We start from the raw sequence: 26,561 nt of genomic DNA on the forward strand, positions 1-26,561 counted from the left end.
AATCTAAAGGCACTTTTTGTGTCTTGAACGACATACATTTATGGTGCAAAAACTACCTTATTTTTATGACAATCTTAAAATTACTTTTTTAAGATTTGCAAAATCCATTTCCCTCATTTTATCGTATCTGCTTCAAATGCTGAAAACCAAATTTGGTTCTTCTGCTTTCAATATTTCTATTCTTAAATTCACAGTTGTCTATGCGTAACTTTACTCTTAGTCAGTCTAAATTATTTAGACTAAATTTTCTTGTTTTATTATTAACATTAGCATCTTTCTCATCTTTTGCACAAGTTTGTGGAACGCCAGGTGTTGACGGTCCGGTTACTGTTACAAGTTCTATAAATACTTATTATCCTATTTCGGGCAATACTACTTTAAATGCTGGAGCTCAATCTATACTATTAGCTACATCTCCTGGCACAGATGGTAAAGGGAATAACTTTGGTACCATTCCAATTTCTGCCGGAGATTTAATTTTGATTATCCAAATGCAGGATGCTTCAATCAATTATACGAATGATCGTAATTACGGTTCAGGAAGTACGACTAGTGGTCCGGATGCTTTAGGTGGTACAGGATTTACAGCTATTGGTAATACTGGGGTTTTTGAATATGTTATTGCAACTAATAATGTACCACTAGGAGGTGGGAATTTAACATTTAAAGGGACTGGTACTTCAGGAGGTGCAAGAAATAGTTTTTTTAATGCTAACGCAACAACGGATAGAGGAAAAAAAACTTTTCAAATTGTTAGAGTACCACAATACTCAAATTTAAATTTAAATTCAAATATAACAACGCCTGCTTTTAATGGTAGTGCTGGAGGTATTATCGCCTTCAATGTTTCGGGAACTTTTAATTTTAACGGTAAAACTATTGATGGAACAGCGAGAGGTTTTAGAGGGGGATATAGCCCTAGGTTAGATTCAAATTTAAATAATTCGACAATTTATGTTGGTTTATCAACTAGTGATAAAATTTCGGGAAAGGGAGAAGGAATAGCGGGTACACCAAGATACATGTGGGATGGTTCTAATGAAGTAGATAATGGAGTTACAAATGAAGGGTTACCAGGTGGTTCTTCAGGAAGAGGAGCTCCTGCTAATGCAGGTGGAGGTGGTAATGATCACAATACTGGCGGCGGCGGCGGCGGTAATGGTGGTTTTGGAGGTCTAGGTGGTGCAGGATGGCAAGGTGGTAACGGAGACGTTCTTCCTGCTACAGGAGGAGGAAGACCAGGTTATAAATCATATATTACAACAACACCTTTTCCTAAGCTTGTAATGGGTGGAGGTGGAGGTGCCGGAGATGCTAATAACGCTTCGACCGGTGTGAAGGGTGGAGTTGGAGGAGCTATTATACTCATTAATGCAGGTACGGTTCAGGGAATTGGTTATATAAATGCTAATGGTGGAAATGGTGCAGCAGGTGCTTACTCTGGGTCTCCTGACGGAGCTGGAGGGGGAGGTGCCGGAGGGACTGTACTTTTGAATATTTCTAATAATAGTACAGGTACAATAACTATTAATGCAAATGGAGGAAACGGAGGAAATACAGAAAATGATAACAACAACGAGCACGGACCAGGTGGTGGTGGTGGTGGTGGAATAATTAGCCATAATATCACTACTTCAGGAACAATAATTGCTAATGTAAATGGTGGATCTGCAGGAAAATCTAATGCCGGACAAGGAAATACTCATGGCGCCGTAAATGGAACAATTGGTTACACGACACAATTTACGAGTGCAGACGTACCACCTAATCTTCAGGTAAATGCAAATTGTTTTCCTGTTCTTGAGACTACTGTAAAATCTTTGTCTACTGCAAAAGCTTGTAATTCGATTGGAGGAAAAGTTTCTTACGAAATTCAGATAAAAAATACAGGAGCCGGAAATGCAGCTGGTGTATTTTTGGATTTTAGCTTTCCAACAGGTATTCAGTTTGACTCAGCAACAGCTACATATTCAATTGGAACAACAGGGCCTTCCGGAGCTTTCCCTAATACTAATACTACCGCACCTGGTAATCCTTTATTTGGAGGTTTTAACATCGCTCAAAATGGAGTGGTTACTATAATTTTAATAGGGAAAGTCGCAGCTACTATGACTGCCGGAGTACATAGTTCTGATGCACAAGCACTATATCTTGATCCGACACGTACAGATGCAAATTCTGGAAGAAGAATTACTGCAGCCACAAATGCTTATGGTTCAGTAAATAAAAAATATGAGGGAAATAATCAAGCAGATGTTCCAGGAGTAAACTTTCCAGGTACTGGTACGACAGCCGATGATATAACGATTTTGGCTTTGCCGGCAGTTCCAACTTTTACACCAACACAGCCAACTTGTGAGGTACCAACAGGAACAATAACAGTAAATACTCCTGCCAATGGCACAGGAATAAAATATACGCTAACAGGTACAAATCCGATAACGGCGCCAGTAGATAGTACAACTGGAGTCTTTTCAGGATTAGTAGCAGGTAAATATAAAGTTACTACAACTAATTCAGAGGGATGTACTTCGCTTCCTACTGCAGATATTACTATTAATGCACTTGCAGGTGCACCAACTACAACAGGAGTTTCAATTTGTCAAGGTGACAACACTGGCGCAGCATTAATAGTTACTTCTGCCTGTTCTTCTGGTACTATACAATGGTTTACAGAGGCTTCTGGAGGTACAGCAATTTTTACAGGATCTTCTTTTAATCCACTAGTAGTTACTGAATCAGGTTTAACAGATACAAATACAGCAAAGACTGTAATTTATTATGCGTCATGTTCAGGTTCTTGTAGAACTGCAACAAGTTATGTTATTAAGCCAAAACCAACAATAACCGCAACAACGCCAAATTCAAGATGCGATGCAGGAACTGTTATTTTGGGAGCTACGGCTTCATCAGGTACAATTAACTGGTATGCAGCATCAACAGGAGGCCCATCATTAGGGACAGGGTCAAGTTTTACTACACCAAGTTTATCAACAACAACAGACTATTATGTTGATGCAACAGATAATGGATGTACAACGGTAGCTAGAACCCTAATCAAAGCAACAGTAAATACTTTACCAACAATAAATTCAACAACAGAAGGATCTAGATGTGGTGAAGGAGCAGTAACATTAAAAGCTACAGCATCCGCAGGAGCTACGATCAATTGGTATGCTAATCCAACAGGAGGCGCTTCATTAGGATCAGGAGGTACCTTTACTACGCCAAGTTTATCATCTACTACGACATATTATGTAGGTGCTACTACAGCTGAAGGTTGTACTACAGCATCAAGAATTGCAGTTGCTGCGGTTATAAATACGGCTTCTACTATTACATTTACTAGTGGTACACAAAACCCAACTGTGTGTACAGGAATAACAATTCCTACTGCAGTTTATACTTTTGGAGGAAGTGCAATTAATGCTACGGCATCAAATTTACCAACTGGAGTAACAAGTACTGTAGATAGTGATGCAAAAACAATAACTATTTCAGGGACCCCAACAGTAAGTGGTACCTATAAATATACAATAACAACGGTTGGGCATACATCACCTTGCATTGCTATTACAATAGACGGAACTATAACAGTAACTGCAAATAACACTGTTAATGCAGCATCAGCTACGCCAACATTATGTATCAATACAGTTTTAACGAATATCACTCACACTACAACTGGAGCAACCGGAATTGGTACTGCTGCAGGATTACCTTCGGGTGTTAGTGCTGCTTGGGCATCTAACAAGATTACTATTAGTGGTACTCCAACAGCATCAGGTGTATTTGACTATACTATTCCATTGACTGGAGGCTGTGGTGCTATAAATGCTACGGGAAAAATCACGGTTACAGCTAATAACACTGTTAGTGTAGCATCAGCTACGCCAACATTATGTATCAATACAGTTTTAACAAATATTACTCATACTACAACTGGAGCAACCGGAATTGGTACTGCTACAGGATTACCTTCAGGTGTTAGTGCTGCTTGGGCATCTAATACGATTACTATTAGTGGTACTCCAACAGCATCAGGTGTATTTGACTATACTATTCCATTGACTGGAGGTTGTGGTGCTGTAAATGCTACAGGAAAAATTACTGTTACAGCTAATAATACTGTTAGTGTAGCATCAGCTACACCAACATTATGTACCAATACAGTTTTAACGAATATCACTCACACTACAACTGGAGCAACCGGAATTGGTACTGCTACAGGATTACCTTCGGGTGTTAGTGCTGCTTGGGCATCTAACAAGATTACTATTAGTGGTACTCCAACAGCATCAGGTGTATTTGACTATACTATTCCATTGACTGGAGGTTGTGGTGCTATAAATGCTACGGGAAAAATCACGGTTACAGCTAATAACACTGTTAGTGTAGCATCAGCTACGCCAACATTATGTATCAATACAGTTTTAACAAATATTACTCATACTACAACTGGAGCAACCGGAATTGGTACTGCTACAGGATTACCTTCAGGTGTTAGTGCTGCTTGGGCATCTAATACGATTACTATTAGTGGTACTCCAACAGCATCAGGTGTATTTGACTATACTATTCCATTGACTGGAGGTTGTGGTGCTGTAAATGCTACAGGAAAAATTACTGTTACAGCTAATAATACTGTTAGTGTAGCATCAGCTACACCAACATTATGTACCAATACAGTTTTAACGAATATCACTCACACTACAACTGGAGCAACCGGAATTGGTACTGCTACAGGATTACCTTCGGGTGTTAGTGCTGCTTGGGCATCTAACAAGATTACTATTAGTGGTACTCCAACAGCATCAGGTGTATTTGACTATACTATTCCATTGACTGGAGGTTGTGGTGCTATAAATGCTACGGGAAAAATCACGGTTACAGCTAATAACACTGTTAGTGTAGCATCAGCTACGCCAACATTATGTATCAATACAGTTTTAACAAATATTACTCATACTACAACTGGAGCAACCGGAATTGGTACTGCTACAGGATTACCTTTAGGTGTTAGTGCTGCTTGGGCATCTAATACGATTACTATTAGTGGTACTCCAACAGCATCAGGTGTATTTGACTATACTATTCCATTGACTGGAGGTTGTGGTGCTGTAAATGCTACAGGAAAAATTACTGTTACAGCTAATAACACTGTTAGTGTAGCATCAGCTACGCCAACATTATGTATCAATACAGTTTTAACAAATATTACTCATACTACAACTGGAGCAACCGGAATTGGTACTGCTACAGGATTACCTTTAGGTGTTAGTGCTGCTTGGGCATCTAATACGATTACTATTAGTGGTACTCCAACAGCATCAGGTGTATTTGACTATACTATTCCATTGACTGGAGGTTGTGGTGCTGTAAATGCTACAGGAAAAATTACTGTTACAGCTAATAACACTGTTAGTGTTGCATCAGCTACACCAACATTATGTATCAATACAGTTTTAACAAATATTACTCATACTACAACTGGAGCAACCGGAATTGGTACTGCTACAGGATTACCTTCAGGTGTTAGTGCTGCTTGGGCATCTAATACGATTACTATTAGCGGTACTCCAACAGCATCAGGTGTATTTGACTATACTATTCCATTGACTGGAGGTTGTGGTGCTATAAATGCTGCGGGAAAAATCACGGTTACTGGTAATAATACTGTTAGTGCGGCATCAGCTACACCAACATTATGTATCAATACAGTTTTAACGAATATCACTCATACTACAACCGGAGCAACCGGAATTGGTACTGCTACAGGATTACCTTCAGGTGTTAGTGCTGCTTGGGCATCTAATATGATTACTATTAGTGGTACTCCAACAGCATCAGGTGTATTTGACTATACTATTCCATTGACTGGAGGTTGTGGTGCTGTAAATGCTACGGGAAAAATCACGGTTACTGGTAATAATACTGTTAGTGCGGCATCAGCTACACCAACATTATGTATCAATACAGTTTTAACGAATATCACTCATACTACAACTGGAGCAACCGGAATTGGTACTGCTACAGGATTACCTTCAGGTGTTAGTGCTGCTTGGGCATCTAATATGATTACTATTAGTGGTACTCCAACAGCATCAGGTGTATTTGATTATACTATTCCATTGACTGGAGGTTGTGGTACTATAAATGCTACAGGAAAAATTACCGTAACTGCTGCACCAAATGCAGGAATATTATCAGGAACACAAGACATTTGTGTTGCTTCAACTACTACATTTACTTCAAACGGAGATGCAGGAAGCTGGTCAAGCAGTGACACTGCAATTGCTATGGTTGATTCATCAACGGGAGTGATTACAGGAAAAGCAGCCGGAACAGCAACCATCACTTATACAGTAACGGGAACAGGCGGCTGTACAAATGCGACTGCTACCAGAACAGTAAAAGTGACAACTGCACCAAATGCAGGAATATTATCAGGAACACAGGATATTTGTGTTGCCTCAACTACTACATTTACTTCAAACGGAGATGCAGGAAGCTGGTCAAGCAGTGACACTGCAATTGCTACAGTTGATTCTTCAACGGGAGTGATTACAGGAAAGGCAGCCGGAACAGCAACCATCACTTATACAGTAACGGGAACAGGCGGCTGTACAACTACGACAGCTACCAGAACAGTAAAAGTGACAACTGCACCAAATGCAGGAATATTATCAGGAACACAGGATATTTGTGTTGCTTCAACTACTACATTTACTTCAAACGGAGATGCAGGAAGCTGGTCAAGCAGTGACACTGCAATTGCTACAGTTGATTCTTCAACGGGAGTGATTACAGGAAAAGCAGCCGGAACAGCAACCATCACTTATACAGTAACGGGAACAGGCGGCTGTACAACTACGACTGCTACCAGAACAGTAAAAGTGACAGCTGCACCAAATGCAGGGACATTATCAGGAGCACAGGATATTTGTGTTGCCTCAACTACTACATTTACTTCAAACGGAGATGCAGGAAGCTGGTCAAGCAGTGATACTGCAATTGCTACAGTTGATTCATCAACGGGAGTGATTACAGGAAAAGCAGCCGGAACAGCAACCATCACTTATACAGTAACGGGAACAGGCGGCTGTACAACTACGACTGCTACCAGAACAGTAAAAGTGACAGATGCACCAAATGCAGGGACATTATCAGGAGCACAGGATATTTGTGTTGCCTCAACTACTACATTTACTTCAAACGGAGATGCAGGAAGCTGGTCAAGCAGTGACACTGCAATTGCTACGGTTGATTCATCAACGGGAGTGATTACAGGAAAAGCAGCCGGAACAGCAACCATCACTTATACAGTAACGGGAACAGGCGGCTGTACAAATGCGACTGCTACCAGAACAGTAACGGTAACAGCTGCACCAAATGCAGGGACATTATCAGGAGCACAGGATATTTGTGTTGCCTCAACTACTACATTTACTTCAAACGGAGATGCAGGAAGCTGGTCAAGCAGTGATACTGCAATTGCTACAGTTGATTCATCAACGGGAGTGATTACAGGAAAAGCAGCCGGAACAGCAACCATCACTTATACAGTAACGGGAACAGGCGGCTGTACAAATGCGACTGCTACCAGAACAGTAACGGTAACAGCTGCACCAAATGCAGGAATATTATCAGGAACACAGGATATTTGTGTTGCCTCAACTACTACATTTACTTCAAACGGAGATGCAGGAAGCTGGTCAAGCAGTGACACTGCAATTGCTACGGTTGATTCATCAACGGGAGTGATTACAGGAAAAGCAGCCGGAACAGCAACCATCACTTATACAGTAACGGGAACAGGCGGCTGTACAAATGCGACTGCTACCAGAACAGTAACGGTAACAGCTGCACCAAATGCAGGAATATTATCAGGAACACAGGATATTTGTGTTGCCTCAACTACTACATTTACTTCAAACGGAGATGCAGGAAGCTGGTCAAGCAGTGACACTGCAATTGCTACGGTTGATTCATCAACGGGAGTGATTACAGGAAAAGCAGCCGGAACAGCAACCATCACTTATACAGTAACGGGAACAGGCGGCTGTACAAATGCGACTGCTACCAGAACAGTAACGGTAACAGCTGCACCAAATGCAGGAATATTATCAGGAGCACAGGATATTTGTGTTGCCTCAACTACTACATTTACTTCAAACGGAGATGCAGGAAGCTGGTCAAGCAGTGACACTGCAATTGCTACGGTTGATTCATCAACGGGAGTGATTACAGGAAAAGCTTCAGGTACTGCGACAATTACATATACTGTAATAGGTACAGGTGGGTGTACAAGTGCAAGTTCCAGTAGAATAGTAACTGTAGAAACTCCTTCAAAGCCACTTTTAAGTACAGTAGCACAACAGACATGTACAACTGCAACAGGAAGTCTTACTATTACAAATTATGATGTTAATTATACTTATATAATAACTCCATCAACGGGAATTGTTCAAAATGAGGATACAATTATAGCTCCGGTAGGTAATTATATTATTACTGCTTCAGTTAATGGATGTATTTCTGATAGTTCAAGCTTTATTATTGATTCTAAAATCTGTGCAAATGATGATACATATCCTGCGCAAGTTCCAGGTACAACCGTTGCAACAACAGTCGGTAATGTAATAACAAACGACAAGTTAAACGGAGAAGATGTTACGGCTACAAATACCACCGTAACTCCAATAACAACAGGTCCGTTGACAATTGATGCTAATGGTGAATTGACATTGGCACCAAATACAACATCAGGCGAATATAAAATCACATACCAAATCTGTGAAAAAGGAGCAAATCCTGTAAACTGTGATACGGCGGAAGTTACCGTTGTGGTAAAAGGTACTTTGGTTGCAAATGACGATACATATCCTGCGCAAGTTCCAGGTACAACCGTTGCAACGACAGTTGGGAATGTTACTGTAAACGACAAGTTAAACGGAGAAGATGTTACGGCTGCAAATACAATCGTAACCTCAATCACGACAGGTCCGTTGACAATTGATGCTAATGGTGAATTGACACTGGCACCAAATACAACATCTGGAGAATATAAAATCACGTACCAAATCTGTGAAAAAGGAGCAAATCCTGTAAACTGTGATACGGCCGAAGTTACCGTTGTTGTAAAAGGTACTTTAGTTGCAAATGAGGATACATATCCTGCGCAAGTTCCAGGTACAACCGTTGCAACTACAGTGGGTAATGTTACTGTAAACGACAAGTTAAACGGAGAAGATGTTACGGCTGTAAATACAACCGTAACCCCAATCACGACAGGTCCGTTGACAATTGATGCAAATGGTGAATTGACACTGGCACCAAATACAACATCAGGCGAATATAAAATCACGTACCAAATCTGTGAAAAAGGAGCAAATCCTGTAAACTGTGATACGGCAGAAGTTACCGTTGTTGTAAAAGGTACTTTAGTTGCAAATGATGATACATATCCTGCGCAAGTTCCAGGTACAACCGTTGCAACAACAGTCGGTAATGTAATAACAAACGACAAGTTAAACGGAGAAGATGTTACGGCTACAAATACAACCGTAACCCCAATCACGACAGGTCCGTTGACAATTGATGCTGATGGAAAATTGACACTGGCACCAAATACAACATCTGGAGAATATAAAATCACATACCAAATCTGTGAAAAAGGAGCAAACCCTGTAAACTGTGATACGGCCGAAGTTACCGTTGTTGTAAAAGGTACTTTAGTTGCAAATGATGATACATATCCTGCGCAAGTTCCAGGTACAACAGTTGCAACAACAGTAGGTAATGTAATAACAAATGACAAGTTAAACGGAGAAGATGTTACTGCTGTAAATATAACCGTAACCCCAATCACGACAGGTCCGTTGACAATTGATGCAAATGGTGAATTGACACTGGCACCAAATACAACATCAGGCGAATATAAAATCACGTACCAAATCTGTGAAAAAGGAGCAAATCCTGTAAACTGTGATACGGCAGAAGTTACCGTTGTTGTAAAAGGTACTTTAGTTGCAAATGATGATACATATCCTGCGCAAGTTCCAGGTACAACAGTTGCAACGACAGTTGGGAATGTTACTGTAAACGACAAGTTAAACGGAGAAGATGTTACGGCTGCAAATACAACCGTAACCCCAATCACAACAGGTCCGTTGACAATTGATGCTGATGGAGAATTGACATTGGCACCAAATACGGTATCTGGAGAATATAAAATCACTTACCAAATCTGTGAAAAAGGGGCAAATCCTGTAAACTGTGATACAGCGGAAGTTACCGTTGTAGTAAAAGGTACTTTGGTTGCCACAGACGACAGTTATACCGCTACACCAAGCGCGACATTAGCAACGACAGTTGGTAATGTTACAGTAAACGACAAGTTAAACGGAGAAGATGTTACGGCTACAAATACAACCGTAACCCCAATCACGACAGGTCCGTTGACAATTGATGCTGATGGAAAATTGACACTGGCACCAAATACAACATCTGGAGAATATAAAATCACATACCAAATCTGTGAAAAAGGAGCAAACCCTGTAAACTGTGATACGGCCGAAGTTACCGTTGTTGTAAAAGGTACTTTAGTTGCAAATGATGATACATATCCTGCGCAAGTTCCAGGTACAACCGTTGCAACAACAGTAGGTAATGTAATAACAAATGACAAGTTAAACGGAGAAGATGTTACTGCTGTAAATATAACCGTAACCCCAATCACGACAGGTCCGTTGACAATTGATGCTAATGGCGAATTAACTTTGGCACCAAATACAACATCAGGCGAATATAAAATCACATACCAAATCTGTGAAAAAGGAACTTCTAATTGTGATACTGCAGAAGTTACCGTTGTAGTCGAAAACGGATCAATCATTGCACCAACAATAACAACAGCTCCTATAAACGGAAGCATTGGAGGAACTACAGTTTCATTAATAGATAATGTTACATTAAACGGAAATCCGGCTGTTATAAAAAACAGTAATGGAGGAGTGATCTTAACAGCTGTAAAGGTTCCAACAGGATTAATTTTAAATCCAGACGGAACAGTAACAGTTAAACCGGGAACTCCAATAGGAAATTATGAGATTGAATATACTATTTGCGAATATTTAAATCCTACAACTAATTGTGTTACAGTAAAAAGTTATGTTCCTGTAACAGGAGCAGCTTTAAAAGCAAATAATGATAATGCAGGAACTGTAGATAGTAGTAAAGGACAAAGCTCAACAACAAGTATATTTGATAATGATACCTTAAACGGATCAAAAGTTAATCCTGCAGATCTTGTTTTAACGACTCTTGTTCGAAATCCTAATTTAATTTTAAAAGCGGATGGTACTATCGAAGTAAAACCGGGAACGCCAACAGGAACTTATGAATTAACATATCAAATTTGTGAAGCTTTAAATCCCACGATTAATTGTAGTCAGGCAATTGCGAAAATTTCAGTAGTGAATAATCCGCCAATAACACCATTAATACAAATCATTGCTAATAATGATGGTACAGTAAATGTTGACGGAATAAATGGTGCTCTTGAGTTTATCAATGTTTTAGACAATGATTTAATAAAAGGCTTACCAATTAATCCTTTAGAAATTATACTTTCAAATACACCAAGTCCATATTTTGAATTCAATTCAGACGGAACTGTAAATGTAAAACCAAATACACCTGGAGGAATGTATTCATTAACATATCAGGTTTGCGAAAAATCAAATCAAACGAATTGTGCATCAGCAATACTAAGTGTTTTTGTAGAAGTTCCTTCTGTTGCAATAATCAAAACAGCAGTATTTAATGATGAAAACGGCAGCGGATTTGCAAATGCAGGTGAAACAATTACCTATAAATTTAAAGTAACAAACACAGGTAATGTTCCTTTAAAAGGGGTTATGATTTCAGATCCTTTACCTGGAGTTGTGGTTTCAGGACAAGCAATAAACCTGGAAGTAAACGAGTCAGACGAGCATAATTTTACAGCTACTTACAAAATTACACAAAGTGATATTAATAAAGGAAGCGTAAGCAATCAGGCAAGTGTTCAGGCACGAAGTGCAAAAGGAGTTCTTGTAGAAGATTTATCTGATGATGAAAACGAAACGGGAGATAAACCAACAGTTCTGGCTTTAAATGGCTGTTTAATAAAAGTCTTTAATGCATTCTCTCCAAACGGAGATGAAAAAAATACGAGATTCTATATTCAGGGATTAGAATGTTATCCTGATAATACAGTAGAAATATACAATCGTTGGGGAGTTTTGGTATATGATATTAATAATTATAATAATGAAGATAGGGCTTTTGTAGGTTTCTCTGAAGGACGTACGACAGTAAAAAAATCGGAAGGATTGCCTGTCGGGACTTATTTCTATATTCTGAAATACAAAGACAACGACTCAAATCCTCATGAGCTTTCAGGTTATTTATATATAAACAAATAAAAAAAATATGAGCGGTTTGGTGGCAAACCGAACCGCTTTTAAAAAGCCTTTTTAAATGAAAAAGATAGTTTTAATTTTCATGTTTTTCACAGTTGTGTGTTCGGCGCAACAAGATTCTCAATTTACACAATATATGTATAATACCATTGCTATAAATCCTGCATATGCTGGTTCTCGTGGTGTACTAAGTGTTTTTGGATTGTATCGTACACAATGGGTTGGACTTGACGGAGCGCCTAAAACAAGTACTTTCTCAGTAAATACACCTTTAAATAATAGCAATTTAGGGTTGGGAGTTTCTTTGGTAAACGACAAAATTGGTCCAACAAACGAAAACACCTTATCGGCAGATTTATCCTATACAATTCCAACATCTGAAACCTACAAACTTTCTTTTGGAATAAAAGCTACAGCGAATCTTTTTAATTTAGATATGAATAAATTAAATCCCGAAAATCAGGGTGATCCGCAATTTCAGGATCTGAATAATAAAATCACACCCAATATAGGAGCCGGTGTTTATTGGCATTCAGATAAAGCATATTTAGGATTGTCTGTACCTAATTTTATCGAAACCAATAGATATGATGATAGTGATACCGCAATTTTTAAAGATAAAATAAACTATTATTTTATGGCAGGTTACGTCTTTAATTTAGATCGTTTAGAGTACATAAAATTCAAACCCGCCCTATTAACAAAAATGGTCGAAGGAGCTCCTTTGCAGGTTGATGTTTCAGGTAACTTTATGTTCAATGATAAATTTGTAGTAGGTGTTGCCTACCGTTGGAGTGCATCATTGAGTGCAATGGCAGGATTTCAGGTAACAGATGGTTTATATATAGGTTATGGTTATGATCATGAAACAACCAATTTAAGAAAGTACAATTCAGGATCACATGAAATCTTTCTGCGTTTTGAGTTCTTTAATAATTATAATAAAATGATATCTCCAAGATTCTTCTAATAATACCTACTATGAGAATTAAAAATTTAAGCTTTACTGTTTTATTTCTAAGCTTTTTTTGCCAGATAAATGCGCAAACATCCAAGACAATCTACGCTGATAAAAAGTACGAGGAGTATGCTTACGCCGATGCTATAAAAGCTTATGAAGAGCTGATAGACAAAGGTACAACAGATGAAAAAATATTAAGGCGATTGGGTAATTCCTATTATTTTACAGGAGAATTAAGAGACGCCTTAAAATGGTACGACCAATTGTTTAGAATAAATGAAGTACAAGATCCGGAATATTTATACAGATATGCCCAATGTTTTAAATCTGTTGGAAATTATCGTAAAGCAGATGCCGTTTTAGCAAAATTCAATGAAAAATCTGCTGCAGAAAAAAGAGCGGATTTAATTAGAAACGAAAAAAACTATCTGGAAGATATAAAATTAAATTCAGGCCGATTTGATATTGCCGATGCCGGAATGAATTCTTCTTATTCAGATTATGGAAGTGCAGTGTATGATAATAAAATCATTTTCACGTCAGCGCGCGATACAGGTGGAGTTGCAAAAAATAATTTCAAATGGACTAATAAATCTTTCTCTAAATTATATGTGGCAGAATTAATGCCTGACGGAAATGTAAGTGAACCAAAACCTTTTAGAAAAAAAGAAAGTTCAAAGTATAATGAGTCAACTCCTGTTTTTACAAAAGATGGAAGAACGATGTATTTTACCCGAAATAATTTTACAGATGGTAAAAGAGGAGCGAGTGAAAAACAGATCACATTACTAAAATTATACAGCGCAGAATTAGTAGATGGCAAATGGGAAAACACAAAAGAACTTCCATTTAATAGCGATCAATACAGTACCGCACATCCTGCATTAAGTCCTGATGAAAAAACGTTATACTTTGCCTCGGATATGCCGGGAACATTAGGAGAATCTGATTTGTATAAAGTAAGTATTAACGGAAATGGAGCTTATGGAAATCCGGAGAATCTGGGGCCTTCAATCAATACAGAAGGAAGAGAAACGTTCCCTTTTATTTCAGAAGAAAATGAACTTTATTTTGCTTCAGATGGACGTCCGGGTTTAGGCGGACTTGATATTTTTGTTTCGAAAATTCAGGAAGACAGAACTTTTGATGACGTACAAAATGTAGGAGAACCTGTAAATAGTAGATTCGATGATTTTGCTTTTATAATAGATAGTAAACACAGAAATGGTTTTTTCTCTTCAAACAGAATAAGCGGACATGGTTTAGACGATGTTTATCGATTTACAGAAACACGTAGACTAATTTGCGAACAAGAATTAACAGGTATCGTTACCGATTTAGAAACCAATCAAGTTCTTGCAAATGTAACTTTGGTTTTGTTTGATGAAGCCAGACAAAATGCAAAACAAGTTGTTACAGACGAAAACGGAAACTATACTTTTTCAAAAGTAAAATGTGGAAAAAATTATTTCATAAAAACCTCCAAAAGTGATTACGAAATAAAAGAAGTTCCATTATCAATCAAAAAAGAAAACGGAAAAACAATTTTGCCAATTTCAATAGAAAAGAAGGCAGTTCCTTTAGTAGCTAAGACAATAATGATTAAGACAGTATCGATTAAATCTGTAAAAATGAAACCAATTACTGTTGGAACAGATTTAGCAAAAACACTGAATATCCCAATGAACTTTTTTGATTTAGGAAAAGCAACTATCAGAAAATCATCAGAGCCTCAATTGCAAAAAATTGTCGATGTATTAAAACAATATCCAACATTAACAATGGATATTCGTTCGCACACAGATAGTAGACAATCTGATTCAAGTAATATGATTCTTTCTGAAAAAAGGGCACAATCAACCAAAGACTGGCTTGTTAAAAAAGGTATTGATGAAAAGCGATTGACAGCAAAAGGATTTGGAGAAACACAATTGGTAAATAAATGTGCCGACGGTGTAAAATGTTCTGAAGCAGAGCATCAGCAAAACAGGCGAAGTGAATTCATTGTTACTACTATGTAACTTAATAAATAAAAAAGCAAAAAAGGCCTTTTCTGATTCTGGAAAAGGCCTTTTTTATTTAGAATAAATCTGTAATGATTAAAATACGTTGCATTTTTCATAAAAAAGTATTAAAATTCATTCATTTTTTTAGGATTAAATTTCTTTAATATGAAAATTAACTTATTATGTTTAAAATGAATTGGTTAAGTTTTAAAAAATCGATTTCGTTGTTGTGTGTATTCATTTTTTTCTAACTTTATAGATCTAAAATTTTTCAGATATGACTGTAAATCAAATACTAAACGCAAAAGGAAAAAATGTTTATTCCGTCCTTTCAACTACCACGGTTTATGAAGCCTTAAAAGTAATGGGAGACAAAAACATAGGTGCTATCCTTGTTATTGATAATAACGATTTAAAAGGAATATTGTCTGAAAGGGATTATGCCCGAAAAATTGTTTTGAAAGACAAGTCATCAAAAGAGACTTTTGTTCATGAGATTATGGAAAGCAATGTTTTTTCGGTAAAACTTTCAGATAATTTAGAAAATTGTATGGAATTAATGAGTACTAAAAGAATCAGGCATTTACCAGTTTTGGAAGATGGGATTGTAGTAGGAATAGTTTCTATTAGTGATGTTGTGAAGGCAATTATTGAAATTCAAAAAGACACCATAAATCATCTAAACTCTTATATTTCTCAGTAGCAGAAATTCAAAAAATAATCTTTATTAAATAGTCCAAACAACAGTGGACTATTTTTTTTGGTTAGCATAAATGTTATTTTAAGAAAAGAAAACTTTAAAAATACGCCATTTTAAGCCAAGACTTATATCTTTGTAAGCTAGAATAAAAGCTAAAAATAATGAACAAAGAGAGTAAAAGAAGAGAAGCGTTACTGTATCACTCAGAGCCAACTCCAGGAAAAATTCAGGTAGTTCCAACAAAAAAATATGCAACCCAAAGAGACTTATCTTTGGCTTATTCGCCGGGTGTTGCTGAGCCATGTTTAGAAATTGCAGCAAACGTAGACGACGTTTATAAATACACAGCAAAAGGAAATTTAGTTGCCGTAATTTCAAACGGTACAGCTGTTTTAGGACTTGGGGATATTGGTCCTGAAGCTTCTAAACCAGTAATGGAAGGAAAAGGTTTGTTGTTTAAAATTTTCTCGGATATTGATGTTTTTGATATTGAAATCGGAACGAAGGATATCGAAGAATTTATTCAGACCGTAAAAAATATTGCTCCAACTTTTGGAGGAATTAATCTGGAAGACATTAAAGCTCCTGAATCATTCGAAATCGAAAGAAGATTAGTAGAAGAATTGGATATTCCTGTAATGCACGATGATCAGCATGGTACAGCAATTATTTCTTCGGCTGCTTTAATCAATGCACTTGAATTAGCAGGAAAAAAAGCAGAAGATGTAAAAGTAGTAGTTTCCGGAGCAGGTTCTGCGGCGATCGCTTGTACAGACTTATATGTTTTGTTAGGCGTCAAAGTAGAGAATATCAAAATGTATAATAGTAAAGGACTTTTAACAAAAGATAATCCTGCACTATCAGAATTGCAATTGAAATATGCCGTTGATGGTCCTAAAATTGAATTGGCAGAAGCTGTAAAAGGCGCTGATGTTTTCATCGGATTATCTTCAGGAGATATTTTATCAGCTGATATGTTATTGTCAATGAAAGAAAATCCGATTGTTTTTGCCATGGCAAATCCAAATCCGGAAATCGATTATAATTTAGCCACAGAAACTCGTAAAGATGTTATTATGGCTACAGGACGTTCAGACTTTCCTAATCAGGTAAATAATGTTTTAGGTTTCCCTTATATTTTTAGAGGAGCATTAGATGTTAGAGCTACAAAAATTAACGAAGCCATGAAAATGGCAGCAGTAAAAGCTTTGGCTATATTAGCAAAAGAACCAGTACCGGAGCAGGTAAACGTAGCTTATGGTGCAATGAAATTAGGTTTTGGTCAGGAGTATATCATTCCTAAACCATTTGATCCTAGATTGATTACGGTTGTAGCGCCTGCAGTTGCAAGAGCAGCTATGGAATCAGGAGTAGCAAAAAATCCTATTACAGACTGGGCAGCTTATGAAGATGCACTTCGTGAACGTATGGGTAACGATAATAAAATGGTTCGTTTAATTACTAATCGCGCCAAATTAGATCCAAAAAGAATTGTTTTTGCTGAGGCAGATCAATTAAACGTATTAAAAGCAGCACAAATCGTTCATGAGGACGGAATTGGTCTTCCAATTTTATTAGGAAACAAAGAGGTGATTTTAGAGTTGAAAGCTGAATTAGGTTTTGATGCTGAATTGGAAATCATTGATCCTAAAACAAACGAAGAAGAAGCAAGACGTAACAGATTTGCAAATTCATACTGGGAAACAAGAGATCGCAGAGGTGTCTCATTGCTTGATGCTCAGAAATATATGCGCGAAAGAAACTATTTCGCTGCAATGATGGTCAACGAAGGCGAAGCAGATGCTTTAGTAACAGGTCATACAAGAAGTTACCCAACAGTTGTAAAACCAATGTTACAATTGATTGGAAAAGCGCCTGGAGCTTCTCTTGTTGCAACAGCAAACATGATGATGACTTCTCGTGGACCAATGTTCTTGTCAGATACCGCTATTAATATCAATCCATCAGCTGAAGATTTAGTGAATATTGCTATTATGACTGCAAAAACAGCTAAAATGTTTGGTGTTGAACCTGTTATTGCAATGGTTTCATTCTCGAATTTTGGATCATCTACAAGTCCTGGAGCGTCAAAAGTGAGAGAAGCAGTAGCTTACTTACATAAAAATCACCCGGAATTGATCGTTGATGGAGAAATTCAGGCAGATTTTGCTTTAAATCAGGAAATGCTTGCAGAGAAATTTCCTTTCTCTAAATTAGCAGGTAAAAAAGTAAATACATTGATTTTCCCTAACTTAGAATCGGCAAATATTACCTATAAATTACTGAAAGAGTTGTATAAAGTAAACTCAATTGGACCAATTATGATGGGAATGGGCAAGCCAGTTCACATTTTCCAATTAGGAGCAAGTGTCGAAGAAATGGTGAATATGGCAGCAATTGCGGTTATTGACGCTCAGGAAAAAGAAAGTAAAAAAAATAAATTAGCGAAATAGTATAAATAATAAGGATCGAATAATATTGTCGTATTTTTATTGCATTTTTATTATATTTGACCCTAATAAATTATATTATGATAGCACATTTACAGGGGAAATTAGTAGAGAAAAATCCTACCGAGGTCGTAATTGATTGTGGAGGTGTTGGTTATCAGGTAAATATATCCTTGCATACCTTTTCATTAATTCCTAATGTAGAAAATATAAAACTGTATACGCATCTTCAAATCAAAGAAGATGCGCATACTTTATTTGGTTTTGTAGAGAAATCAGAAAGAGAAATATTCAGGATGTTATTGTCTGTTTCGGGAATTGGAGCCAATATTGCCAGAACCATGTTATCTTCAATCGAGCCGAGGCAAATTATTAACGCAATTGCGTCCGGAGATGTTGGTACAATACAATCAATTAAGGGAATTGGAAACAAAACAGCCCAGAGAGTTATCCTTGATTTAAAGGAAAAAGTGTTAAAGTTGTACGATTTAGATGAAGTTTCGGTAGTTCAAAACAATACAAATCGAGATGAAGCGTTATCTGCTTTGGAAGTTTTAGGTTTTGTTAGAAAAACTTCAGAAAAAGTAGTAGAGAAAATCGTAAAAGAAGATCCGGAAGCTACTGTAGAAACAATCATTAAGAAAGCGTTAAAAAGCCTTTAAACTCAATTTATATAAACGAATTGTATGCGTAAAATTTGTATTTTTTTACTGTTTTTGTTTTGCGGTAATGTTTTGCGTGCGCAAATAAATCCAGCGGTTAAAGATACAACGAAAACTCAATTCTCTGTTGGAAAAGTAGAACTGCAAGATCCACCAAGTGTAATTTCAGCCTATAAATACGACCCTATTACAGATCGCTATATTTACACCAATTCAGTTGATGGTTTTTCTATCAATTATCCCATTATATTAACACCTAAAGAATACGAAGATTTAGTTTTGAAAGAATCCAGAAGAGATTATTTCAGAAAAAAATCAGATGCTATCGATGGTAAAAAAGCCGGCAGTGAAGCGGCAAAAAAAGATTTATTACCGCGATATTATATTAATTCCAGTCTTTTCGAAAGTGTTTTTGGTAGTAATACAATCGATGTAAAGCCAACAGGATCAGTAGAAATGGATCTTGGTGTTCGATACACCAAACAAGATAATCCTTCTTTCTCCCCAAGAAACAGATCAAGTCTTACTTTTGATTTTGATCAAAGAATAAGCATGAGTTTAATGGGTAAAGTAGGAACCAGATTAGAGGTAAATGCCAACTATGATACGCAGTCTACATTTGCTTTTCAGAACCTTTTTAAACTAGCCTATACACCAGACGAAGATGATATTGTTCAAAAAGTAGAGGTTGGTAATGTTAGTATGCCATTAAATAGTACACTGATTCGCGGCGCCCAAAGTTTGTTTGGGGTGAAGGCACAGTTGCAATTTGGTAAAACAACCGTAACAGGTGTTTTCTCAGAACAGAAGTCACAAACAAAGAGTATAGTTGCAGAAGGTGGCGGAACAGTGCAAAACTTCGATTTATATGCTTTGGATTATGATAATGACAGACACTTTTTCTTATCGCAATATTTTAGAAACAAATACGACGCTTCTTTACTTAAATATCCATTTATAGACAGCCGTGTTCAGATTACAAGAATAGAGGTTTGGGTGACCAATAAACAAAACAGAGTAAGCACCAACAACAATAACTTAAGAAATATTATAGCACTTCAGGATTTAGGTGAAGGGCAAATGACCGGTATTCCTGATAATGAAATTGTAGTAGTGACTCCTACAACGGGCTTTTTTAATAATCCTATAGATTCACCAACAGATAATAGAAATAACAAATACGATCCGGCTACAATTGGTCAGCCAGGAGCTTTTTTAAATTCGAATATTAGAGAAATTGTAACGGCAAAATCAGGATTCAATAACGCTAATACCAGCGAAGCTACAGATTATTCTGTACTTGAAAATGCCAGAAAGCTTACAACAAACGAATTTACCTTTAATGCACAATTAGGATATATCTCCTTACAACAGCGATTAGCAAATGATGAGATCCTTGCCGTAGCATTTGAGTATACTATAGGAGGCAAAGTGTATCAGGTAGGGGAATTTGGTAGTGATGGAGTTGATGGAACTGTAGTAACAGGAAACAACAACGCTAATCAGGCTATTATTACACAAAGTTTGGTTTTAAAAATGCTGAAAAGTAATTTGACAAATGTTCAAAATCCGGTTTGGAACCTGATGATGAAAAACGTGTATCAAATTCCTCAGGCTTACCAAATCAAGCAAGATGACTTTAGGTTAAACATCCTTTATACAGATCCTTCCCCTATAAATTATATAACACCGGTTCAGGGGAGTTCTTTTCCAACAAACCCAACAGCAGATAACAAAGTCGATCAAACGCCTTTATTAAATGTATTCAACTTAGATCGATTAAACTATAATAACGATCCCCAAACCGGCGGAGATGGTTTCTTCGATTATATACCAGGTGTAACGGTAGACGTACAAAACGGACGAATTATTTTTACCACCAAAGAGCCTTTTGGAGAACTTATATTTAAAAAATTGCAAAATTCAGGATCTGGCGAAAGTTATAATGACCCTACTACATACAACGCAAATCAACAGAAATACGTGTTTAGAAACATGTATAAAAACACACAGTCAGGAGCTTTACAGGATAGTGATAAAAATAAATTCCTTTTAAGAGGAAAATACAAATCATCAGGAAGCAATGGTATTCCAATTGGGGCATTCAACGTTCCTCAGGGTTCTGTTGTCGTAATGGCAGCCGGTAGAAGACTGGTAGAAGGTATCGATTACAGTGTCGATTATCAATTAGGCCGTGTTCAGATATTAGATCCGTCGCTTCAGGCTTCCAATACACCAATTGAAGTTTCGTTAGAGAACAATTCAATTTTCGGACAACAAACCCGAAGGTTTATGGGATTCAATATCGAACATAAAATTTCAGAAAATTTTGTTATTGGCGGAACCTTTTTAAAAATGACAGAAAAACCATTCACTCAAAAATCGAGTTATGGTCAGGAATCTGTAAACAATACTATTTTTGGATTTAATGGAAATTATTCAACTGAAGTTCCTTTTTTAACCCGATTAGTAAATAAACTACCAAATATTGATACTGATGTTCCTTCGAATCTTTCGATAAGAGGAGAAGTAGCTTTCTTAAGACCTGATGCGCCAAAAGCAAGTGATTTTGAAGGTGAAGCAACCATATATGTTGATGATTTCGAAGGCTCGCAATCTACCATCGATATGCGTTCTGCTTATGCATGGAGTTTGGCTTCAACGCCTTTTGTAAACTCTATAAATGATAACACCTTTAATGCAAATTCAAACACTTTAGAGTACGGTTATAAACGAGCAAAATTATCCTGGTATACCATTGATCCTATTTTTTATTCTTCAAAACCATCAGGTATCTCCAATGATGATTTGTCATTAAATACAACAAGAAGAGTTTATAGCAAAGAATTGTATCCAAATACAGATATCGCTCAGGGGCAAATTCAGGTAATCAATACACTTGATTTAACCTATTATCCATCAGATAGAGGACCTTATAATAACAATCCAAATTTTGGTACAAGTCCTGCAAATTCAAATTTTGGAGGTATTATGCGTGCTTTAAATTCAACCAATTTTGAGCAGGGAAATGTCGAATATATTCAGTTTTGGGTTTTAGATCCTTATGTTGGAAATGCAGAAGCACCAGCTAGTAATTCAGGTAAAATTTATTTTAACTTAGGTGAAATTTCTGAAGACGTATTAAAAGACGGAAGAAAACAATATGAGAATGGTTTAGGGCCAGGTCAGATAATGGTAAATCCGAGACCACTTTGGGGAGACGTTCCGGCATCACAATCATTAATTTATGCGTTTGATACCAATGCTGAAAATCGTAGAAATCAGGATGTCGGTTTAGACGGTTTACCAAGTTCAAGAGAGGGTGAGGTTTATACTAATTATGCGGGAGAAAAAGATCCTGCAGCAGATGATTACACTTATTATTTAAATACAGAAGGAGGCGTTCTGGATCGTTATAAAAATTATAATGGAACCGAAAATAACTCAGCAGTAAGTATAGATGATCCAAATAGAGGATCGACAACTTTGCCGGATGTTGAAGATATTAACCGTGATAATACAATGAGTACGATTAATGCGTATTATGAGTATAGTATTGATGTTAAACCGGGAATGCAAGTAGGACAAAATTATATTACAGATATCCGTGATGTAAGTAATATCGAATTACCAAACGGTTCAACAACTACAGCAAGATGGATTCAGTTTAAAATTCCGGTTGCTCAGCCTCAAAATACAATTGGTAATATTACAGATTTCAGATCTGTTCGATTCATGCGTATGTTTATGACTGGTTTTAGCAGCCAGATGACCGTTCGTTTTGGAGCGTTAGATTTAGTAAGAGGAGAGTGGAGAAGATATACAGGATCATTAGATGCAAATGATACAGATCCTACTAATGATGGTACTGAGTTTGATGTTTCGGCAGTTAATATTCAGGAAAACAGCACAAAATGCCCTGTAAATTATGTGGTTCCTCCGGGAGTTCAGAGAGAGCAGTTATACAACAACAATACTATCATTAATCAAAACGAACAAGCACTGGCATTGCGTATTGGTGGAGCAGGTTTGCAATATCAGGATTCAAGAGCAGTATTTAAAAATGTAAGTGTTGACATGCGTCAGTACAAAAAATTAAAAATGTTTTTACATGCTGAATCTTTACCAAATGAAAATACTTTGGGGGATGATGAAATGATTGGTTTCATTCGTTTTGGAAATGACTTTACGCAAAACTTTTATCAGGTCGAAATTCCTTTAAAAGTAACCAGAACCGGAGGGTCTTGTGCTATTAGCCCGGATCAGGTATGGCTTGAAGATAACAATATTGATTTAGCACTGGAATTATTGACCAGAATGAAAATCAAGGCTATGTCTATTGATATCAATTCGACTAAGAGAGATGTTAATGGTATTTATTATCCGGATAATGACCCTGATATGGCAGGAGGAGATGGAGATGGTAAGCTGGTACTTGGTATCAAAGGAAATCCTAACTTTGGTTTGGTTCGAAATTTAATGGTGGGTGTAAAGAGCAGAACAGATCATAAAGGCTTAAAAGGAGAAGTTTGGTTTAATGAACTTCGTTTAGCCGATTTGGAGAATAAAGGCGGTATGGCTGCTATATTGAATATAGATACCAATATGGCCGATTTTGCGACAGTTTCTGCTACCGGTAAAAAGAGTACAATTGGTTTTGGATCTTTAGAACAAGGTGCAAACGAAAGAGATCGTGAAGATATTCAGCAATATAATATTGTGACCAATATTAATTTAGGGAAACTATTACCTCCAAAATGGGGAATAAACCTGCCATTTAATTATGCTATCGGAGAAGAAGTAATTACACCTGAATACGATCCGTTTAATCAGGATATAAAGCTGGATCAGTTATTAAGAGAAACTACTGATGCCGCAGAAAGAGAAAATATCAGAACTCGTGCAGTTGATTACACAAAACGTAGAAGTATCAATTTTATTGGAGTAAGAAAAGACAGGGCGCCGGAACAAAAACCGCATGTTTATGATATTGAGAATTTTACATTCTCTCAATCATACAATCAGGTAGAAAGACATGATTACGAAGTAGAAAGTTATCTGGATGAACAATCTAACTCGGCTGTAAATTACGCGTACACTTTTCAGCCAAAAGAAGTAGTGCCTTTCAAGCAAACTAAATTCATGAAAAAAAGTGAATATTGGAAGTTGTTAAGTGATTTTAATTTTAATTACCTGCCTTCTAATATTACTTTTAATACCAATATTTTAAGACAAAGTAATCGCCAGCAGTATAGAGAAGTCGAAGTGCAGGGAATTGGTCTTGATCCTTTATACAGACGAAATTTTGCTTTTAATTATCAATATGGTTTTGGTTATAATTTGACAAAATCATTAAAAATAAATTATACGGCAGCATCAAATAATATCGTACGAAACTTTTTAAATGATGATAATACTCCAAAAGAAGATTTTAATATTTGGGACGATTATCTGGATATTGGAACTCCAAATCAGCACTTGCAACAATTAGTGTTGAATTATGAAATTCCTATTAATAAAATTCCGGTTTTTAGTTTTGTAAAAGCATCTTATTCTTATACGGCCGATTATAACTGGCAGCGTTCGTCAACAGCATTTTCTGAATATGAGGAACAAAATCCTGATGGATCATTCTCTAGTTATAACTTAGGAAATACAATTCAAAATGCGAATTCAAATACGCTTACGACAACTTTAAGTATGAATACGTTGTATAAATATTTAGGATTAACGCCAGGATCGAAATCAGCTGCAAAACCAAAACCAACAGCGCCGCCAAAACCGGGAGAGAAAATTGTAAATACAGCAAAACCTGTAACAAGCAGCAGTCCGTTTTATGATGGTATGATTGGTATTTTGACTAGTATAAAAAATATTCAGGTTAACTATACTAAAAATAGCGGAACCGTTTTACCGGGTTATACACCGGGTGTAGGTTTCTTTGGAACATCAAGACCAACTTTAGGATTTATTTTTGGAAGTCAGGATGATGTACGTTATGAAGCTGCCAAAAGAGGATGGCTGACCGATTATCAGGATTTTAATCAAAGTTTTACACAGGTAACCAATAAGCTTTTAAAAGTTACGGCGAATATCGATTTGTTACCGGATTTAAAAATTGATTTGGCTATGGATCGTGCTTATTCTGAAAATACATCTGAGCAGTACAGTGTTGTAAACGGACAATACATGCCTTTGTCACCTTATACGTACGGGATGTTCTCTATTTCGACTGTATTAATCAAAACCGCATTCTCGACAAGTAGTGCAACTGAATCTTCAGCATTTGATGATTTTAGAGAAAACCGTTTGGTTATTGCGAACCGTTTGGCAGAAGAACGTTATGGTTCCGGAACTGCGATTCCAAGATATGGAGATGTAAATAATCCTGTTCCTGCTGAAACAGATGCGAATTATAAAATATATATGGCCAATCTTGGGTATCCAATAGGGTATACAAAAAGTAATCAGGCCGTTTTATTACCGGCATTTTTAGCTGCTTATTCAGGAGGAGATGCTTCAAATAGTTCGACCAGTATTTTTAAAAATTTCCCTATTCCAAACTGGAGTATAAAATATAATGGTTTGATGCGTTATAAATATTTTAAAGATAAGTTTAAGCGTTTTTCATTGCAGCACAATTACCGTGCGTCGTATACGATAAATCAGTTTAGATCTAATTTTGATTATGCCGAAAAACCGAACGGGCAAGATGTGAATACCAATTTCTTTAATAAAACCATCATGTCAAATGTCAATTTGGTAGAGCAGTTTAGTCCGCTTATCAGAGTAGATTTTGAGTTGAAAAGTTCTTTAAGAATACTTACTGAAATCAAAAAAGACAGGGCTTTATCAATGAGTTTTGATAATAATTTATTGACGGAAGTAAAAGGGATGGAATATATAGTAGGTATGGGATATCGTTTTAAAGATGTTATTTTCTCATCAAGACTGGCTGACAGTCCAACCGGAATTATCAAAAGTGACATTAATATCAAAGCCGATTTTTCTCTTAGAAAAAATGAAACTTTGGTACGTTATTTAGATTATGACAACAATCAATTAGCGGCAGGACAGAATATATGGGCATTGAAACTTACTGCAGATTATTCGTTCAGTAAAAACCTGACGGCAATATTCTATTACGATCACTCGTTCTCGAAAGCAGTAATTTCGACATCATTTCCTTTAACGAACATTAGATCAGGGTTTACACTTCGATATAATTTCGGAAATTAATTTTTTTAGTTTCTAAACTGGATTTCATTAGAAGATTATTACATTTGTGGCTTAATTATTAAATTATCAATTTTCA

General features: G+C 36.7%; 7 protein-coding genes. All 7 read left to right on the forward strand.

Going from position 1 to position 26,561, the window contains the following annotated elements; genetic code table 11:
• The first annotated feature begins 200 nt into the window (after window positions 1-200).
• The 7 genes from LNP81_RS09100 to sov all read left to right on the forward strand — a co-directional run bounded on the left by LNP81_RS09100 (window position 201) and on the right by sov (window position 26,485).
• A complete protein-coding gene (locus LNP81_RS09100) occupies window positions 201-12,470 on the forward strand; it encodes an Ig-like domain-containing protein (protein WP_255700743.1) in 12,270 nt (4,089 codons plus the stop codon).
• A 55-nt stretch (window positions 12,471-12,525) separates the two neighbouring features.
• Window positions 12,526-13,437: a PorP/SprF family type IX secretion system membrane protein gene (locus LNP81_RS09105; RefSeq protein ID WP_230035172.1), complete on the forward strand. Its 912-nt coding sequence runs from the start codon at window positions 12,526-12,528 to the stop codon at window positions 13,435-13,437.
• 11 nt (window positions 13,438-13,448) lie between these two features.
• Window positions 13,449-15,449 carry an OmpA family protein gene (locus LNP81_RS09110; RefSeq protein ID WP_230035174.1) on the forward strand — a complete coding sequence of 667 codons (2,001 nt, stop codon included), beginning with the start codon at window positions 13,449-13,451 and terminating at the stop codon, window positions 15,447-15,449.
• Window positions 15,450-15,711: 262 nt separating this feature from the next.
• Window positions 15,712-16,137: a CBS domain-containing protein gene (locus LNP81_RS09115; RefSeq protein ID WP_230035176.1), complete on the forward strand. Its 426-nt coding sequence runs from the start codon at window positions 15,712-15,714 to the stop codon at window positions 16,135-16,137.
• Window positions 16,138-16,295: 158 nt separating this feature from the next.
• Window positions 16,296-18,587 carry an NADP-dependent malic enzyme gene (locus tag LNP81_RS09120; RefSeq protein WP_230035178.1) on the forward strand — a complete coding sequence of 764 codons (2,292 nt, stop codon included), beginning with the start codon at window positions 16,296-16,298 and terminating at the stop codon, window positions 18,585-18,587.
• A gap of 77 nt (window positions 18,588-18,664) precedes the next feature.
• Window positions 18,665-19,246 (forward strand): Holliday junction branch migration protein RuvA, encoded by a 582-nt coding sequence (gene ruvA, locus LNP81_RS09125; RefSeq protein WP_194618038.1) that lies wholly within the window; start codon window positions 18,665-18,667, stop codon window positions 19,244-19,246.
• Between the two features lie 24 nt (window positions 19,247-19,270).
• Complete coding sequence (gene sov, locus LNP81_RS09130) at window positions 19,271-26,485, forward strand: T9SS outer membrane translocon Sov/SprA (protein ID WP_230035180.1); 7,215 nt, start codon at window positions 19,271-19,273, stop codon at window positions 26,483-26,485.
• Window positions 26,486-26,561 lie beyond the last annotated feature (76 nt).

This window comes from Flavobacterium piscisymbiosum (assembly GCF_020905295.1).
Taxonomy (GTDB): domain Bacteria; phylum Bacteroidota; class Bacteroidia; order Flavobacteriales; family Flavobacteriaceae; genus Flavobacterium; species Flavobacterium piscisymbiosum.

Excerpts from the sequence above, each read along its gene's own strand:
- sov (WP_230035180.1), top strand. The coding sequence starts at position 19,271 with ATGCGTAAAATTTGTATTTTTTTACTGTTTTTGTTTTGCGGTAATGTT.
- LNP81_RS09105 (WP_230035172.1), top strand. The coding sequence starts at position 12,526 with ATGAAAAAGATAGTTTTAATTTTCATGTTTTTCACAGTTGTGTGTTCG.
- LNP81_RS09115 (WP_230035176.1), top strand. The coding sequence starts at position 15,712 with ATGACTGTAAATCAAATACTAAACGCAAAAGGAAAAAATGTTTATTCC.
- LNP81_RS09100 (WP_255700743.1), top strand. The coding sequence starts at position 201 with ATGCGTAACTTTACTCTTAGTCAGTCTAAATTATTTAGACTAAATTTT.
- LNP81_RS09110 (WP_230035174.1), top strand. The coding sequence starts at position 13,449 with ATGAGAATTAAAAATTTAAGCTTTACTGTTTTATTTCTAAGCTTTTTT.
- ruvA (WP_194618038.1), top strand. The coding sequence starts at position 18,665 with ATGATAGCACATTTACAGGGGAAATTAGTAGAGAAAAATCCTACCGAG.
- LNP81_RS09120 (WP_230035178.1), top strand. The coding sequence starts at position 16,296 with ATGAACAAAGAGAGTAAAAGAAGAGAAGCGTTACTGTATCACTCAGAG.